The sequence below is a fragment of the Actinoplanes teichomyceticus ATCC 31121 genome (assembly GCF_003711105.1).
GTDB classification, from domain to species: Bacteria; Actinomycetota; Actinomycetes; order Mycobacteriales; family Micromonosporaceae; genus Actinoplanes; species Actinoplanes teichomyceticus.
Genome location: NZ_CP023865.1, coordinates 5,929,439 through 5,946,118 on the forward strand (window position 1 = coordinate 5,929,439; position 16,680 = coordinate 5,946,118).

Here is a 16,680-nt window from a genome sequence, read left to right on the forward strand (position 1 = left end):
GACCGGATGCCGACCGCTCACCGGCCGAGCGCGGCACGACGCCCGGCCGGGTGGGGCGGGCGCTCACCGCCGTCCCCTGTCCCGGCGCGGACCGGTCTCGGCCGCACGGCCACGCGCGTCGGCGCCGGACGGGCGGCGACGCGGCTCGGCGTCCGCCGTCTTGTAGGTGACCAGCGGGATCGTGCTGGCCACCCGGGTCGCCAGCCGGTGCTCGACCAGGTCGGCGATCACCTGCTCGATCCGCTTGTACGCGGTCGGCGCCTCCTCGAACAGCAGCTGCCGGTCGCCGCAGACGACCACGGAGCCCACCGGCGTACGCCGCAGTTCCTCCACCGTGTGCTTCGCCCGGCCCCGCCGCAGGGCATCGGCCCGGGACATCTTGCGTCCCGCGCCGTGCGCGACGGAGAAGCCGGCCTCCGCGCCGGCGTGCCCGGCCACCAGGAACGACGGCGTGCCGCGGGTCCCGGCGACCAGCACGTCCCGGCCGTCGCCGTTCGCCGCGCCCTTGCGGTGCAGGTACGCGCCGTCGCGCAGCTCCACCGAGTTGTGGCACTCGTCCACGATCGGCGGCTCCACCGGGGCGCCCAGCGCGTGCGCGACGCGGGCGGCCAGCAGCCGCCGGTTGAGCGAACCCCAGCGCACCGCGTCGTCGTGCGCGGCGAGGTACGCGGCCGGGTCGGGGGCCGGGCCGGCGCCGTGCACCTCGGTGTGCGAGCGCAGGATCCGCTCGCCGAGCCCGCGGGAACCGCTGTGCACGATCAGCACCAGGTCGCCGGCGGCCAGGCCGAGCCGGTCCGCGTGCCCGGTGTCGAGGACGGCGCCGATCCGGGCCAGTTCGACGAAGTGGTTGCCGCGGCCCACCGTGCCCAGGCCGTCGGTGTGCCCGGCCGGGATCGGGCCGTCCAGCACCGCCCAGGCCGGGTCACCGGCGTCCGCGGCGGCGTCCAGCGGGACGTCGAGGTCGGGGAAGCGGGCGGCGAGCCGTTCCGGCACCGCGCGCTTGAGCCGGAACGGGAAGACCGCGATGCCGCAGCCGATGTCCGAGCCGACCAGGAACGGGTAGAGCACGGACGAGATCATCGCGGCGCCGATCGGGGCGCCCTTGCCGGGATGCAGGTCGGGCATCCCGGCGACGTGCCGCATGCCGGGCAGCGCGGCGACCCGGTGGCACTGGTCCAGCGCGCCGGACTCGATCCAGCTGTGCGCGGAGGCGAAGACGGACACCGTCGCCGAGGTGGTCTGATCAGACAAGACAGATGCTCCAGGAAGGTACCGGCGGCGGGCAGCAGCCGTCGCCGACAGGGAGTGCGGGGACCCGGGGTGGAGGCATCAGTACGTCATGCCCGGCAGCCTGCCGCAGCCGCCGCCGCCCGGCAAGCGATATTCGCCGCCGGGCGGGCGTGTTCCGGCCAGGGAACGCCCAGCCAGGACTGGCATGATCCACCCATGCCACTGCTTGCCGCGCTGTTCGAGGACGCCGACCGGGCCGACTTCGTGGTCACCCCGCAGCGGCGGGTCACCCGTCACGAGCTGCTCGGCTGGGCGGCCGGCCTGGCCGCCGAGGTCACCGGCCACCGGATCGTCGCGGTGCACGCCAGCGCCGGGCTGCCGACCATGGTCGCGGTCACCGCCGCGCTGCTGGCCGGGGTGCCGGTCGTCCCGATCCCGCCGGACGCCGGGGAGCTGGAGCGCGCCCACATCCTCAGCGACTCGCGTGCGGAGCTGATCCTCTCCGACGACCCCTCAGCGGCCGGGGACTCGGCCGTGCCGGTCCGGCGGATCAGCGGAGCGCGGCCGGGCGCCGTGCCCCCGGAGCCGGACCCGAGCCGGCCCGCCCTGGTGCTCTACACCAGCGGCACGACCGGCGCCCCGAAGGGTGTCGTGCTGTCGCGGGCGGCGCTCGCCGCCGACCTGGACGCGCTCGCCGCCGCCTGGCGGTGGACCGCCGCTGACACGCTGGTCCACGGGTTGCCGCTCTATCACGTGCACGGGCTGGTGCTGGGCGTCCTCGGCCCGCTGCGGCTGGGTTCGCGCCTGGCGCACACCGGGCGGCCGACCCCGGAGGCGTACGCCGACAACCCCGGCACCATGTACTTCGGCGTCCCGACGGTCTGGTCCCGGATCGCCGCCGCCCCGGAACGGGCGCGCGCCCTGAGCCGGGCCCGGCTGCTCGTCTCCGGCAGCGCCGCGCTGCCCGTCCCGGTCTTCGACGCGCTCGCCGAGCTGACCGGCCAGGCCCCGGTCGAGCGGTACGGCATGACCGAGACCCTGATCACGGTCAGCGCCCGGGCCGGCGGCGAGCGCCGCGCCGGTCACGTCGGCCTGCCCCTGGACGGCATCCACACCCGGCTGGTCGACGACGTCGGCAACCCGCTGCCCGACGACGGGGTGAGCATCGGCAACCTGCAGGTCTGCGGGCCCACCCTGCTCGACGGCTACATGCGCGCCGGTGGCGTGCGCCCGGCCGAGCTGATCGACGGCTGGTACCCGACCGGCGACGTGGCGACGATCGGGCCGGACGGCTGGCACCGGATCGTCGGCCGCGCCTCCACCGACCTGATCAAGAGCGGCGGGTACCGGATCGGCGCCGGCGAGGTCGAGGACGTGCTGCTGCTGCACCCGGCGGTGCACGAGGCGGCCGTGGTCGGCACCCCGCACATGGATCTGGGCGAGCAGGTGACCGCGTTCGTGGTGGCCGACCCGGTGGCGCCGGAGGAGCTGATCGCCTTCGTGGCGCAGCGCCTGGCCTTCCACAAGCGGCCCCGCCAGGTATACCTGGTTCCGAGCCTGCCCCGGAACGCAATGGGCAAGATTCAGAAAAAGCAACTCATGTCCGGTTAGCGTGACCTGGTGACTCTCGACGAGTTCAGCGAGTGGAACCAGCAGGTCCTGTCCCGGCACGCGGTGACCCGGCGGTCGCTGCTGCTGGCCGCGATGGCGACCGGGGCGACCGGCCTGGCCGGCTGCGCCGAGCACCAGTTCCGGCTCGCCCGGCGGGCGTTCTCGGCCGCCGGGGGCACGGCCGGTCCGGCCGGGGTGGTGGTGTCCGGCCGGCACCTGTCGTTCGTGCCCGGGGCCGGTGACCTCCCGCGCGACGCGATGGCGGTGACCGCGCAGCTGGTCAGCCGTACCGGGTCGGTGCCCGCGTCGCTGCGCGCCTACGTCGAGGTGGGCGAGGCCCCGAACGCCTACGGCACCCGCGTGGAGGCCGCCATCCGTCACCTGACCGGCCAGTACGCGATCCCCGGCGGCCCGGTCGGCAGCCAGTTCTACGCCAAGGCCCGGATCCGCGGGTTGCGGCCGGGCGCGCGCTACCACTACCGGATCCGGCTCTCCGACGGCACGGTCAGCGGCGACGCGCACTTCACCACCGCCCCGGCGACCCCGCAGCGGTTCACCTTCACCGCGTTCGCCGACGTCGGGACGAACACCGCCCCGACCGACCCGAAATTCGCCTGGCACGACGACCCGGCCAAGGTCACCGCGGCCGGCGGCAGGTGGCCGGCCGGGGTCTTCGACAACCGGTACGGCGACACCGACCCGATCGCCGGCAAGCGCGGCACCGACCGGACCCCGGCGGCCACCATGACCCGGCTGATGGGACGGTTCCGGCCGGCGTTCACCCTGCTCGCCGGGGACATCTGCTACGCCAACCCGTCCGGGACCGGGCTGCCGGCCGACGACACCACGGCGCTGACCACGGGACGCGCGCCGGCCGGCCGGAACCTGTTCAACCCGTACGTCTGGGACGTCTTCCTGAACCAGATCGAGCCGCAGGCGGCGTTCACGCCGTGGATGTTCGCCACCGGCAACCACGACATGGAGCCGATCTACGGCGACACCGGCTACCTGGGCGGCAGCCCCACCCACGGGTACGGCGGGCACGTGCAGCGCCTGGACCTGCCGGCCAACGGCCCGAAGGGCTGCCCGTCGGTCTACCGGTTCGTCTACGGCAACGTCGGGCTGATCTCGGTGGACGCCAACGAGCTGTCCTGGGAGCTGCAGACCAACACCGGCTACTCGAACGGCAAGCAGGTCGCCTGGCTCACCGAGACGCTCAAGAAGTGGCGTACGGCCGGATCCGGGGTGGACTTCATCGTGGCGTTCTTCCACCACTGCGCGTTCTCCACGGCGCACAACCACGCCTCCGACGGCGGGGTGCGGGCCGCGGTGGACCCGCTGTTCAGCAGGTACCACGTCGACCTGGCCGTGCAGGGGCACAACCACCTGTTCGAGCGGACCGACCCGATCCGCAACGGCCGGCGGGTCAGGGCCGCCCCGGACGGGGCGACGGTGCACCCGGCGCAGGACGGGGTGACGTACATCTGTGTCGGGTCCGGCGGGCGGCCGCGCTACCCGTTCCGGCCGGCGCCCGGCGCCGAGGCCCCGCCGCCGGCCGGGGTGACCCCGAAGGGCGAGCAGAAGCTGCCCGAGGGCGAGCGTTACCGCGGCCACAAACCGAACGGCAGGAAGAACACCTCGACGACCGTGGTCAACAGCTACTACTGGACCAAGGACAAGAACAAGCCGAAGAAGGGCAGGGGCGCGCCGACCGGCGCGCGGGTGCCCGAGTCGGTGGACTGGTCGCAGGTCCGCTACGACGGGTACGCGTTCATCGCCGTCGACGTGGCGCCACCGCTGGCGCCCGGGGGGAGCACCACGATGACGGTGCGCACCCTGGCGGACGCGCTGCCGGGCAGCGGCAAGCCGTACACCGAGATCGACCGGATCACCCTCAAGCGGACGTCGGGGCTGGTCGTCGCGCGCTGAGGCGGACGGGGCCACCCCGGCGATATTGGATCTTCCCGGCCCGGTTGCCGGATTCCTACCGTGTGCCCATGACGCGCACGGCCCAGGTGAACGGGATCAGTATCGGTTTCGACGACGCGGGTATCGGCCCGGCCTGCGTGCTGGTGCACGGGCACCCGTTCGACCGGTCCATGTGGTGGCCGCAGGTCACCTCGCTGACCGCCGCGGGCTACCGGGTGATCACCGCTGACCTGCGCGGATACGGCCGCAGCACGGTCGTGCCCGGGCTCACCACGCTGGAGACGCTCGCCCGGGACACCTTCGCGCTGCTCGACCACCTGGACGTCGACGAGGTGGTGCTGGCCGGACTGTCGATGGGCGGGCAGATCGCGATGGAGTGCCTCCGGCTGTTCCCGGAGCGGATCGCCGGTCTGGTGCTGGCCGACACGTTCGCGCAGGGCGAGACCCCGCAGGGACGCACGGACCGCAACCGGGTCGCCGACCGGCTGCTCGCCGAGGGGATGGCCGGGTACACCACCGAGAACCTGCCGAAGATGATGGCCGCCTACAACGTGGCGGCGATGCCGGACGTCGCCGGGCACGTGCGCACGATGATGCTCAACACCCCGCCGGAGGGCGCCGCGGCGGCACTGCGCGGCCGCGCCGAACGCCGTGACTACCGGGAGCTGCTGACCACGGTCGCGGTGCCGGCCCTGGTCGTGGTCGGCCGCGACGACCAGTTCACCCCGGTCGCCGACGCCGAGCTGATGCACCGGCTGATCCCGGGGTCGATGCTCAGCGTGATCGACGGCGCCGGGCACCTGCCCAACCTGGAGCAGCCGGCGGCGTTCAACGCCGCCCTGCACGCCTTCCTCGACCAGTAGGCCGGCCCGGCGCGCGGGTCGTCCGCGGCGAGGCGGACCCCGGCGCGCCGGTCAGGCCTCGTCGCCGACGGCCTTGAACAGGGCCGCGACCTCGGCGTTGGACAGGTGGCGGAAACCGCCGGGGCGCAGGTCGCCGAGGCGGATCGGGCCCACCGCGGTCCGGATCAGGCGGGTCACCGGGTGGCCGACCTCGTCCATCATCCGCCGGACGATGTGCTTGCGGCCCTCGTGCAGGGTGATCTCCACCTGCGCGGTCTTGCCGATCGCGTCGACCAGGCGGAACGAGTCGACCTTCGCCGGGCCGTCGTCGAGCACCACGCCGGACTGCAGGGCCCGGCCGACGCTGCGCGGCAGCGGGCCGACCACCTCGGCCAGGTAGGTCTTGGAGACGCCGAACGACGGGTGCATCAGCTTGTGCGCCAGGGTGCCGTCGTTGGTGAGCAGCAGCAGGCCCTCGGAGTCGGCGTCGAGCCGGCCGACGTGGAACAGCCGCTGCTCGAAGTTGCCCTGCAGGAAGTCGGCCAGCTCGGTGCGGCCCTTCTCGTCGTCCAGGCTGGAGACCACCCCGCGCGGCTTGTTCAGCGCGACGTACACCAGCTTGGTGTTGGTGATCACCCGCGATCCGTCGACGTAGATCTCGGCGGTGGCCGGGTCGACCTTGTCGCCGAGCTTGGCGATCCGGCCGTTGACCGTGACGCGCCGCCGGAAGATCAGGTCTTCGCAGGCGCGGCGGGATCCAACACCGGCCGCCGCCAGGACTTTCTGGAGGCGTTCGGCGGTGTCAGCCTGAGGCATCGAGTACTTCTTCCACATCGTCGGGCAGGAACGGGGCGAGCGGCGGCAGCTGATCGACCGAGTTCAGGCCGAGCTTCTCCAGGAACAGAGCGGTGGTCCGGTACAGGTATGCCCCGGTTTCCGGCTCGGTCCCGCACTCCTCGATCAGGCCGCGAGTGACCAGCGTACGCATCACGCCGTCACAGTTCACACCGCGGATGGCCGAGATGCGCGACCTGGTCACCGGCTGCTTGTAGGCGACCACGGCGAGTGTCTCCAGCGCCGCCTGGGTCAGCCGCACCGACTGGCCGTCCAGGACGAACCGCTCGACGTACTCGGCGTACTCCGGCCGGGTGTACAGCCGCCAGCCGCCGGCCACGCGTCGCAGGTCGAAGCCGTGCCCGGCCGCGGTGTAGCGCGCCGAGATGCCCTCGAGCGTGCGGGCGACCCGCTCCACCGGCTGCTGGAGCACCTGGGCGAGCTGCAGCTCGCCGGTCGGCTCGTCGACGACGAGCAGGATCGCCTCCAGGGCCGCGGTCAGCTCGGCGTCGTCGAGCGACCCCCCGGTACGGCCCGGGACCGCGCCGTCCCCCCGTGCCGCGGTGGCCTGCGCGGGCACCGCCGGCCCGCCCCGGTGGCCCGGCGCGACTGTGACGTCGGTGACGCCGCCCAGCCGCGCGGCGGTGTCGGCGAAGCCGGCCAGGTACGCCGCCGTGGCGGTCCCGTCGGCCTCGGGCGCCGGCGCGTCCACCGGGGCCGGCGCGTCGTCCGGTTCCGCCGGCGCGTCGGCGGCCTGCTCGGCGGCCTCCTCGACCGGCTCGGGCAGCGGCATCTCCGGCTCGATCTCGGCGTCGGCCGGCTCGTCGTCCGCGGGCGGCTCCTGGGGCGCGTCCACGGCCGCCGCGGCCTGCGGGGCCGGCCGGGACCGGCCCGCCGGATCCGGGCCGGCGGGCCCGTCGCCACCATCGGCGCCCGCCGCCTCGGCCCGCGCCTGGAACGCACGGTCCGGTTCGTCGCGTTTGCGCTCCCACGGCGGCACCCACGCGCCCATCTGCGCGGCCAGGGATTCGGGACGCTCGTCGCTGCTCACGGTTTCTCCTCCAGGACGGGCGGCTCGCCGGCCGGCACGGCCTCGTCGCCCCCGCCAAGATCGTCATTGGCGGCGTCCCCGTCAAGTCCGCTCCCCGGGAGATCGTCCGAAACGGCGCCTACCTTTCCGCCATCATCGGCCCCGGCGCCGCCCGCCCGGTCCGATTTGCCCCCGATCTTCTCCGGATCACCCTCGTAGTCGTCGACGCTCAACTCGCCGTCCCGGTCGCCGCCGATCCAGCGAACGGTCAACTCGTCCAGCGACACCGGCTGCTCGAAGTCGATGAGATCCTGCCGGTAGAGCTCCAGCAGCGCCAGGAAGCGGGCCACCACCTCCAGCGTGCTCTCGCAGTCGGCGACCAGCAGGCCGAACGTGGCCACGCCGGCCCGGCGCAACCGGTCGCGCAGCAGCTCGGCGTGCTCCCGGACGCTGACCCGCACCTGGTGGATGTGCGCGATGGAGACCTGCGGCGGCCCCGGTTTCGGGGTGAACTGCTTGAGCGCCAGCTTGAACAGCCGCTGCGGGCCGATGCCCAGGACCAGCTCGGGCAGCGCCTGCGCGTACCGCGGCTCCAGCGTGACCAGCCGCGGCCAGCGGCGCGCCCCGGCCGCCTCCAGCTCGGCGAGGTGCGCGGCGGCCTCCTTGTACGCCTTGTACTGCAGGAGCCGGGCGAACAGCAGGTCCCGCGCCTCCAGCAGGGCCAGGTCCTCCTCGTCCTCCACCTCGGCCGCGGGCAGCAGACGGGCCGCCTTGAGGTCGAGCAGGGTGGCCGCGACCAGCAGGAACTCGCTGGCCTCGCCGAGATCCCAGTCGTCGCCCATGGCCCGGATGTACGCGATGAACTCGTCGGTCACCCGGTGCAGCGCGACCTCGGTGACGTCCAGCTTGTGCTTGCCGATCAGTTGCAGCAGCAGGTCGAACGGACCCTCGAAGTTGTGCAGCTTGACCTGGAACCGCCCGGAGTCGGCCTCGGCGGCGGCACCCGGCGAACCGGCGCCCGCGGAGCCGGTCTGCCCGGCGGCACCCGGCGAACCGGCGCCCGCGGGATCCGCCTCCCCGGCGGGCGCCGTGGGAGCGTCCTGCGCCACGACGACGGCCGCGTCGTCGGAGCCGGCCGGCCCCGGATCGGGCTGGCGGGCGTCGGCAGGCACCGGCTGGGCAGGCTCTTCAGGCACGTGCCGACCGTAGACCATGGCTGTGACGACGTGCCGCGGGCTCACGCCGTACCAACGGCACGGATGATCCCCGGGTTGCTGGCCGGGCCGGGTGGCGTCGCTCAGCCGGACCGCCCGGCATCACCGGGCCCTCCCGGACCGGCATCCGGCCCGTGCCCGGCGGCCGGGGCGACGCCGGGAGCGGCCGCCCCCGGCCCGGCGGGAGCCGGCGCGGGCGGCGCGGAGCCGGGCGCGAGCACTCCGGGAAGCGGACCGCCGGGGGCCGGGCCGGGCTGCGGCCCGGGACCGTACCCCGGCTGCGGCCCGGGACCGGGCTGGCCGCCGTAACCGGGCGGCGGGCCGTACCCCGGGCCGTACCCGGCCGGCGTGGCGTGCGCCCGCAGGTCCTGCACCGGCACCTCCTGGCCGAACACCTGCGCCAGCGGGACCACGACCCCCTGGGCGGCCACCTCGGCGCCCTCGCGCACCGCGGCGTGTACCGCCTCGCGCAGCGCCCGCACCCGCTCGGCGCGCAGCAACTCCTCGACCCGGCCGGTGCGGCCCAGGATGCCGCCGACCAGGTCCTTGAGGAAGTGCCCGAGCAGGACGGCGCCGCGGCGGCTGCGGCTCATGGTCCAGCCGAGGAACAGGCCGCTGCCGTACGGGAAGACCGTGACGTGGATCCGGTAGTCCCGCTCGGTGATCAGCAGCCGGTCGTTGACCAGCTCCGCGGCGAGCAGGTCGCTGCGTACGCGTACCGCGGTGGCGTCGACCGGGATCCCGCGGCGGCGCAGCGTGCCGAAGATCGCCGCGTACGCCGAGTCCGCGCCCTGCCAGCGGTCCTCCAGCAGCGTGCTCCACTGCGTGACCGGCTCGTCCATCCGGGCGGCCAGCAGCACCGTCCAGAAGACGATGACGGCCAGCAGCGACCCGGCCGAGAACAGCGCGTCGGCGGGGGTGTCGTCGCTGAACAGGCTGGGCTCGGACGCCGCGTGCACGAGCAGCGCCAGGAACGTGAAGACCGCCCAGACCAGCAGCGCCGGGACCGCCGCCCACAGCCAGAGCCGCAGCAGGGTCCCGGCCGGGACCGAGCTGTCCAGACCGGTCTCCACCGGCCCCGGGCGCAGACCCTGCATCCGGTACGCCACGTCGCCGTGGCCCGGCCCGAGGGCCGTCCCCTGCCGCTGCGGCGGCTCACCGGCCATGCTCATCTGTCCTCCATCGATCGTCAGGTCAACCGGACCTGGATGCCGTTCGACGCCGCCTGGGCGCTCCCGTTGATCCGGAACGCGGTGTCCCCGCTCTGTGACCGGCGCGTCCCGGAGTAGTCGGTGTAGTCGGCGCTCCAGCGCACCCGCCCGGCGCCGTCGTCGGCGAGCTGCACCGCCGAGCCGCCGAACCACATCACGCTGTCGGTGCGCACGCTGACCGCCGGGTACGCCGTGATCGTCCACCGGACGGTCACCGCCGTACCGGGCACGTTCAGCCCGAACGGGCAGCCGGCCGGCTGCGCGCGGGTGCTCGTGGCGCACCGGTCGAGGGCGGCGCGCACCTGCCGCTGGATGTCCTGCTCCGCGCCGGCGGCCAGCTCGGGCACCCCGAAACGCAGCGCCGCGCCGTACCCGGAGAAGCCGTTGGCCTGCGCGACCGCGCTCACCCGGCTCTCCGCCAGCAGCGTGTTGCCGGCCGCGGTGGCCTCGTACGCCCCGGGGAAGGCCGCGGTCACCCGCTCCGCCGGGGCCAGCCGGACCCCGTTCACGCTGACCTCGCGCCCGCGCTGCCCGTCGACACCGACCAGCACGAACGGCACCCGCAGCCGGTAGTCGCCGCCGTCGCCGCGCACCACCACGACGGTCTGGGCGACGGTCCGGTCGCCGGCGCGGTAGCGGGCCTCGACGGTGTACACGTCGGCGCCGTCCCGCGCCGCGCGCTGCGCCCGGCCGATCCGCACGTCCCGGGGCCGCCACCGGTCCCGGGCCAGGGCCGCGTCGCTGAGCAGCGGGTATCGCGCGGGGTCGAACCCGTCGGCGGTGGCGACCAGCTCCAGGGCGGCGGCGGCGTCGCCGTCGCCGAGCGCGTCGAAGTAGTCCCCGGCGGCCGACTCCGGGCCGCCACCGGTCAGTCTCGTCACCCCGGCGACCAGCCCACCGGCCAGCAGCAGCGCGCCGACCACCGCCACCGCGAGCAGGGCGGCGCGGCGGCCCGGGCGGGTCTCGCGGGCGTACGCGGCGGCCGGGCCCAGGGTCAGGGTCGGACCGGGAAACGCCGGCGCGGGCGGTCCCGGCGGCGGCGGCGCGGCGACCACGGCCGGCGTGCCGCAGTAGGGGCACCAGTCCCGGCCCGCCGGCACGTCACCCCCGCAGCGGAAGCAGAGGCCGCTGTCCGTATCCGCGCTCCGTGGCCGGGTCATCCGCACTCCGTAGACGGGTCACCGCTAACCGGAACGCTACACGAACCGGTGCGCACCGGACAGCCGGTTCGAGACCGGCCGACCGCCGGAAAACGCCGCTGCCTACACTGACCGGCATGCCGGAGCGCCTGTTCCTGGTCGTCGCGTACGACGGCGCGGAGCTGCTCGACATCGCCTGCGTCACCTCGGCCCTGGACATCGCGAACCGGATCGGCGCCGGCCCGCCGTACCGGGCGGTGCTGGCCACACTCGGCGGCCGCGCGGTCGCCTGCGACTCCGGCCTGCGCCTGGAGTCCGGCGCCGAGCTGGAACGGATCAACGAGCCGCTCGACACCCTGCTGGTCACCGGGGGCACCGGGCACGAGCGGGCGGCCGCCAGCGCGCGCCTGGTCGGGCACGTGCGCCGGCTCGCCCCGCTGGCCCGCCGGGTCGCCTCGGTCTGCACCGGGTCGACGATCCTGGCCGAGGCCGGCCTGCTCACCGACCGCCGGGCCACCACCCACTGGATGTACGCCGCCACCCTGGCCGACCGTTACCCGGACGTGCTGGTCGACGCCGAGCCGGTGTGGATCCGCGACGGGCACGTCGCCACCTCGGGCGGCGTGACCAGCGCCCTGGACCTGACCCTGGCGCTGATCGAGGAGGACAACGGCCCCGCGGTGGCCCGCGGTGTCGCCCTCGGCACGGTCGCCTACCTGCAGCGGCCCGGCGGGCAGGCGCAGATCAGCATGTTCCTGGCCCGGCGCGGCACGGAGGACTTCGTGGTACGCCGGGCCACCGACCACATCGCCGCCCACCTCACCGACGACCTGACCACCGGCGCCCTGGCCCACCGGTTCGGGGTCAGCCAGCGGCACCTGTCCCGGCTGTTCCACACCTATGTGCAGCTCACCCCGGCCCAGTACGTCCGGCGGGCGCGCACCGAGGCGGCCGCGCACCTGCTCACCGCGACCGCGTTGCCGCTGGCGGCCATCGCGCGCCGCTGCGGTTTCGGCTCGACCGAGTCGCTGCGCCAGGCGTTCCAGGACCGGTTCGGCGCCCCGCCGTCGAGGTACCGATCGCAGAGATCCGGCACGACTGCCCACGGATCCGGACCGCCCGCCCGCTGAGACACGCCCGCGCGCGACCGGGCCGGGCAGCATCGAGCCATGCAGATCGCCATCGTCCTCTATCCCGGCATGACCGCCCTGGACGCCATCGGCCCGTACGAGATCCTCCGGTTCCTGCCGGACGCCGAGATCCGCTTCGTCGGCGCCGAGACCGGCCCGGTGCTGACCGACAGCGCGGTGCTGGCGCTCGGCGTCACCCACACGTTCGCGCAGACGCCGCGCCCGGACGTGGTGCTGGTGCCCGGCTCCGGTCCGAACACCGCCACCGCGATGGCCGACCGGCGGCTGACCGACTGGCTGCGCCAGGTGCACGAGACCACCGCCTGGACCACGTCGGTGTGCTCGGGCGCGCTGGTCCTGGCCGCCGCGGGGCTGCTCGACGGGCGACCGGCCACCACGCACTGGATCGCCCAGGGCGCCCTGGCGGCCTTCGGCGCGCAGCCGCGCCGCGACGAGCGGATCGTCCGGTCCGAGCGGATCATCACCGCCGCCGGGGTGTCCGCGGGGCTGGACCTGGCCCTGTGGCTGAGCGGGGAGATCGCCGGCCGCGACCACGCCGAGATGATCCAGCTCTACATCGAGTACGACCCGCAGCCGCCGTTCGACGCCGGGCACCCGAGCAAGGCCCGCGAGGAGATCTTCGACCGCGCGAAGCGGCTCGGCCGCCAGATCGCGATGAGCCCCGGCGAGTTCCGGGCCGCCGCGACCGTGGCGTGGCGCCGGGCGGTCAGCCCCAGACCCGCAGGAAGAGGTTTCCGAGTACGTCGAGGATCAGTGTGACCAGCGGATATCCGCCCGGGAAGAGGCTGAGCACGAGCAGCAGCAGGATGCCGATGTTCCGGTCTTCGAACCACAGCCGCATCCACTGCAGACCCGCGCCCGGCCGGCGCACCGCGTTGTAGACGATCCCGAACCCGTCCAGCGGCGGGATCGGGATCAACGCGAGCAGCCCGAACGCGAGCAGCCCGACGCCGAGCGAGAGCAGCACCTGCTGGGCGTACGGCAGTCCCGGATCCACCCCGTGCAACACGTCGCCCACCCGCAGCACCTGGAACGGGGTGGCGTCCGGCGACGACAGCGCGGCCCCGGCCAGCACCAGCTCACCGGCGAGGATGCAGGCGACCGGGCCGGCCGCGAAGACCGCGGCGGCCCGGCCCCGGCCCCGCCAGCGGGGCACCTCGTCGACGCTCAACTGCCGGCCCCAGCCCATCCCGCCGAGCGCGGCGCCGACCGCGCCGAACGGGTCCAGGTCGTGGCGCAGGCTGGGCAGCGTCGGCTCGGTGCGGTGGGCCAGGGCGACCGTCCGGGCGGTGAAGCGGATGGCGACCGCGCGCAGCAGCACCGCGCAGAGGAAGGAGACGACCAGCGCGACGAACGCGACCGGTGTCCCGAGCGCGAAGAGCACGGGGCGGGAACCTACCCTCGTTCTGCCTTGGCGGCGATGACCTCACGGGCCAGCTGGCGGTAGTTGCGGGCGCCGGACGACGCCGGGTCCAGCGTAGTGATCGGAGCGCCCGCCACGGTCGACTCGGGGAACTTCACCGTCTTGGTGATCACGGTCTGGTAGACCTTGTCGCCGAACGCCTCGACCACCCGCTGCAGCACCTGGCGGCAGTGCGTGGTGCGGGAGTCGTACATGGTGGCCAGGATGCCTTCGAGTTCCAGGTCGAAGTTGAGCCGCTCGCGCACCTTGTCGATGGTGTCCAGCAGCAGGGCCACCCCGCGCAGCGAGAAGAACTCGCACTCCAGCGGGATGAGCACGCCGTGGGCGATGGTCAGCGCGTTGATCGCCAGCAGGCCCAGCGAGGGCTGGCAGTCGATCAGGATGAAGTCGTACTCCTTGCGGACGCTGCGCAGCGCCCGGGCCAGGGCCATCTCCCGGGCCACCTCGTTGACCAGCTGGATCTCGGCCGCGGAGAGATCGATGTTGGCCGGCAGCAGGTGCAGCCCGGCGACATCGGTCTTGATGATGACGTCCTCGGTGGTGACGTCGTCCTGCATGAGCAGGTTGTAGACGCTCAGGTCGAGGTTGTGCGGGTTGACCCCCAGGCCGACCGAGCAGGCGCCCTGCGGGTCGAAGTCGACCAGCAGCACCTTGCGCCCGTACTCGGCGAGGGCGGCGCCCAGATTGATCGTGGTGGTCGTCTTGCCGACGCCACCCTTCTGGTTCGCCAGCGCGATGATCCGTGCCGGGCCGTGCCGATCGGTCGGCATCGGCTCGGGGATCGGACGGCGCATCGTGTACGCCGTGGGGTCGGCAGGACCGAGGTCGGCGCCCAGATCCAGGGAATTCTGCTGCTCGCGGAGCGTGGAAGTCCAGGCCTCCGCACGCTCGCCGTTCCCTGACATCGCCCTCGCCCCCTCCCGGCTCGATGCCCGACTGTACGCCACACGAGCCGCCCCATCGGGGTCAGCCGTTCGGCGTGTCGCACCTAAGGGTGCGCAGCTTCTAACGAGCGCGCGGGTGAGAGGTCGCGTAGACCTCCCGCAGGCGCTCGACGGTCACCAGGGTATACACCTGCGTCGTGGTGACCGAGGCGTGTCCCAGCAGTTCCTGTACCACCCGCACGTCGGCCCCGCCGTCGAGCAGATGCGTGGCGTAGGAGTGACGCAGCGTGTGCGGGCTGACCGCGTACGGGCCGTCCACCGGGAGTCCGGCCACGGTCGCGCAGCGGTGCAGGACGGTCCAGGCGCTCTGCCGGGACAGCCGGCCGCCCCGGGCGTTGAGGAAGATCGCCGGGGTGCCGCGGCCGGCCTCGGCCAGCGCGGGCCGGGCGCGTACCAGGTAGGCCTGCAACGCGGCCCGGGCGTAGCCGCCGACCGGGACCAGCCGGGTCCGGCCGCCCTTGCCACGCAGCAGCGCGCCGCTCGGCTCGCCCAGCTCCAGGTCGTCGAGGTCCGCGCCGACCGCCTCGGAGATCCGCGCCCCGGTGCCGTAGAGGAACTCCAGCAGGGCGCGGTCGCGCAGGCCCAGCGCGGTGTCCCCGGCCGGGACCGCGAGCAGCCGGCCGACCTGGTCCACGTCGAGCGCCTTGGGCAGCCGCCGGGGCGGGGCCGGCGGGCGCACGTCGGCGGCGGCGTCGTGGGCGACCAGCCGCTCGCGGACGGCGAACCGGTGCAGGCCGCGCACCGCGCTGATGGCGCGGGCCGCCGACGACGAGGCCAGCCCGCCGTCGCGCAGCGCGGCGAGGTGCCCACTGACGTCGGCCGGGCGCACCTGCGCCAGGTCCTCGATCCCGGCGGCGGCCAGCTGCTCGGCGTAGCGGTCCAGGTCCCGGCGGTAGGAGGCGAGCGTGTTGCGCGACAGGCCACGCTCCACACCGAGATGGTCCAGGTAGGCCTGGATGGCGGATGCGAGTGTCAGCTGAGCACCTCCGTCAGCGATGTCGCCGGCAGGCCGTGCGCCTCGGCCACCGGCCCGTAGACGACCTGCCCGTCGTGCGTGTTCAGGCCGGCGGCCAGCGCCGGGTCGCGCCGCAGCGCGTCGCGCCAGCCGTGGTTGGCCAGTTCCAGAGCGTACGGGAGGGTGACGTTGGTGAGCGCGTAGGTGCTGGTGTGCGGCACCGCCCCGGGCATGTTGGCGACGCAGTAGAACATCGATCCGTACACCCGGTAGGTCGGGTCGTCGTGGATGGTCGGCCGGGACGCCTCGAAGCAGCCGCCCTGGTCGATCGAGACGTCCACCAGCACACTGCCCGGCTTCATCCGTTCCACCAGGTCGTTGGAGATCAACCGGGGCGCTTTCGCGCCCGGCACCAGGACCGCGCCCACCACCAGGTCCGCGTCGAGCACGGCGCGTTCGATCTCGTACGCGTTGGAGGCCACCGTCCGCAGATGGCCCCGGTAGTCGGCGTCGGCCGCGCGCAGCCGCGCGATGTTCTTGTCCAGCAGCAGCACCTGGGCCTGCATCCCGAGCGCGATGGCGGCCGCGTTCATCCCGGCCACGCCGGCGCCGAGCACCACCACCTTGGCCCCGTACACCCCGGGCACGCCGCCCATCAGCACGCCGCGCCCGCCGCCCTGCCGCATCAGGTGGTACGCCCCGACCTGCGGCGCCAGCCGGCCGGCCACCTCGGACATCGGGGCCAGCAGCGGCAGCGAGCGGTCCGGCAGCTCGACCGTCTCGTACGCGATCCCGGTCACCCGGCGGTCGAGCAGCGCATCGGTGCAGTCCTTGGACGCCGCGAGGTGCAGGTAGGTGAAGAGCGTCTGGCCCGCTCGCATCCGGTGGTGCTCGCTGGCCACCGGCTCCTTGACCTTGAGGATCAGCTCGCCCTCGGCCCACACCGCGTCGGCGTCGGGCAGGATGGTGGCGCCGGCCTCACGGAAGTCGCTGTCGGTGATCGACGAACCGAGACCGGCGGCGCTCTGCACGAACACCTCGTGCCCGGCCCGGCTGAACTCGAAGACGCCGGCCGGGGTGATCGCCACCCGGAACTCGTTGTTCTTGACCTCGCTGGGAATGCCGACCCTCACACCATTCTCCCTGCGTCACCGCGACGTTGCGCTG

Annotated in this window: 15 protein-coding genes; 5 read left to right on the forward strand and 10 right to left on the reverse strand. The window is 74.2% G+C overall.

Annotated features, from left to right (window positions below; genetic code table 11):
* Positions 1–63: 63 nt before the first annotated feature.
* Entirely contained in the window at positions 64–1,251 is a 1,188-nt protein-coding gene (locus ACTEI_RS25965) for an RNA ligase RtcB family protein (protein ID WP_122980049.1), read from the reverse strand.
* A 195-nt stretch (positions 1,252–1,446) separates the two neighbouring features.
* Here ACTEI_RS25965 and ACTEI_RS25970 point away from each other — a divergent pair, with 195 nt between their 5' ends.
* The 3 genes from ACTEI_RS25970 to ACTEI_RS25980 all read left to right on the forward strand — a co-directional run bounded on the left by ACTEI_RS25970 (position 1,447) and on the right by ACTEI_RS25980 (position 5,633).
* The gene (locus ACTEI_RS25970) at positions 1,447–2,841 is read left to right on the forward strand and encodes an acyl-CoA synthetase (RefSeq protein ID WP_122980050.1); all 1,395 of its coding nucleotides are present in this window, start codon (positions 1,447–1,449) and stop codon (positions 2,839–2,841) included.
* Between the two features lie 9 nt (positions 2,842–2,850).
* The gene (locus ACTEI_RS25975) at positions 2,851–4,770 is read left to right on the forward strand and encodes a metallophosphoesterase (RefSeq protein ID WP_239082685.1); all 1,920 of its coding nucleotides are present in this window, start codon (positions 2,851–2,853) and stop codon (positions 4,768–4,770) included.
* 68 nt (positions 4,771–4,838) lie between these two features.
* Positions 4,839–5,633 (forward strand): alpha/beta fold hydrolase, encoded by a 795-nt coding sequence (locus tag ACTEI_RS25980; protein WP_122980052.1) that lies wholly within the window; start codon positions 4,839–4,841, stop codon positions 5,631–5,633.
* 51 nt (positions 5,634–5,684) lie between these two features.
* Here ACTEI_RS25980 and ACTEI_RS25985 read toward each other — a convergent pair whose 3' ends face one another.
* The 5 genes from ACTEI_RS25985 to ACTEI_RS26005 all read right to left on the reverse strand — a co-directional run bounded on the left by ACTEI_RS25985 (position 5,685) and on the right by ACTEI_RS26005 (position 11,061).
* The gene (locus ACTEI_RS25985; RefSeq protein WP_122980053.1) at positions 5,685–6,446 is read right to left on the reverse strand and encodes a pseudouridine synthase; all 762 of its coding nucleotides are present in this window, start codon (positions 6,444–6,446) and stop codon (positions 5,685–5,687) included.
* Positions 6,415–7,497 carry an SMC-Scp complex subunit ScpB gene (gene scpB, locus ACTEI_RS25990; protein WP_239082684.1) on the reverse strand — a complete coding sequence of 361 codons (1,083 nt, stop codon included), beginning with the start codon at positions 7,495–7,497 and terminating at the stop codon, positions 6,415–6,417. The genes ACTEI_RS25985 and scpB overlap by 32 nt, the downstream gene beginning before the upstream one ends.
* Positions 7,494–8,690: a segregation and condensation protein A gene (locus ACTEI_RS25995; RefSeq protein WP_372443309.1), complete on the reverse strand. Its 1,197-nt coding sequence runs from the start codon at positions 8,688–8,690 to the stop codon at positions 7,494–7,496. Before ACTEI_RS25995 ends, scpB begins: the two co-directional genes overlap by 4 nt.
* Positions 8,691–8,773: 83 nt before the next feature.
* Entirely contained in the window at positions 8,774–9,862 is a 1,089-nt protein-coding gene (locus ACTEI_RS37405) for an adhesin (protein WP_164465794.1), read from the reverse strand.
* A gap of 17 nt (positions 9,863–9,879) precedes the next feature.
* The gene (locus tag ACTEI_RS26005; protein ID WP_145830951.1) at positions 9,880–11,061 is read right to left on the reverse strand and encodes a hypothetical protein; all 1,182 of its coding nucleotides are present in this window, start codon (positions 11,059–11,061) and stop codon (positions 9,880–9,882) included.
* Positions 11,062–11,177: 116 nt separating this feature from the next.
* Here ACTEI_RS26005 and ACTEI_RS26010 point away from each other — a divergent pair, with 116 nt between their 5' ends.
* Positions 11,178–12,170, forward strand: coding sequence for a GlxA family transcriptional regulator (locus ACTEI_RS26010; protein WP_122980055.1), 993 nt, complete (start codon positions 11,178–11,180; stop codon positions 12,168–12,170).
* Between the two features lie 39 nt (positions 12,171–12,209).
* Positions 12,210–12,950, forward strand: a complete 741-nt coding sequence (locus tag ACTEI_RS26015; RefSeq protein ID WP_122980056.1) for a DJ-1/PfpI family protein — start codon at positions 12,210–12,212, stop codon at positions 12,948–12,950.
* On the opposite strand, the gene ACTEI_RS26020 is transcribed toward ACTEI_RS26015, so the two are convergent.
* The 4 genes from ACTEI_RS26020 to ald form a co-directional block, all read right to left on the reverse strand.
* Complete coding sequence (locus ACTEI_RS26020; protein ID WP_122980057.1) at positions 12,898–13,575, reverse strand: zinc metalloprotease; 678 nt, start codon at positions 13,573–13,575, stop codon at positions 12,898–12,900. The two genes, ACTEI_RS26015 and ACTEI_RS26020, sit on opposite strands and share 53 nt — an antisense overlap.
* Positions 13,576–13,586: 11 nt before the next feature.
* Positions 13,587–14,519: a ParA family protein gene (locus tag ACTEI_RS26025; protein ID WP_122980058.1), complete on the reverse strand. Its 933-nt coding sequence runs from the start codon at positions 14,517–14,519 to the stop codon at positions 13,587–13,589.
* Between the two features lie 100 nt (positions 14,520–14,619).
* Positions 14,620–15,489: a site-specific tyrosine recombinase XerD gene (locus ACTEI_RS26030; RefSeq protein ID WP_239082682.1), complete on the reverse strand. Its 870-nt coding sequence runs from the start codon at positions 15,487–15,489 to the stop codon at positions 14,620–14,622.
* 41 nt (positions 15,490–15,530) lie between these two features.
* Positions 15,531–16,646: an alanine dehydrogenase gene (gene ald, locus ACTEI_RS26035; RefSeq protein ID WP_122980059.1), complete on the reverse strand. Its 1,116-nt coding sequence runs from the start codon at positions 16,644–16,646 to the stop codon at positions 15,531–15,533.
* Positions 16,647–16,680: the final 34 nt, after the last annotated feature.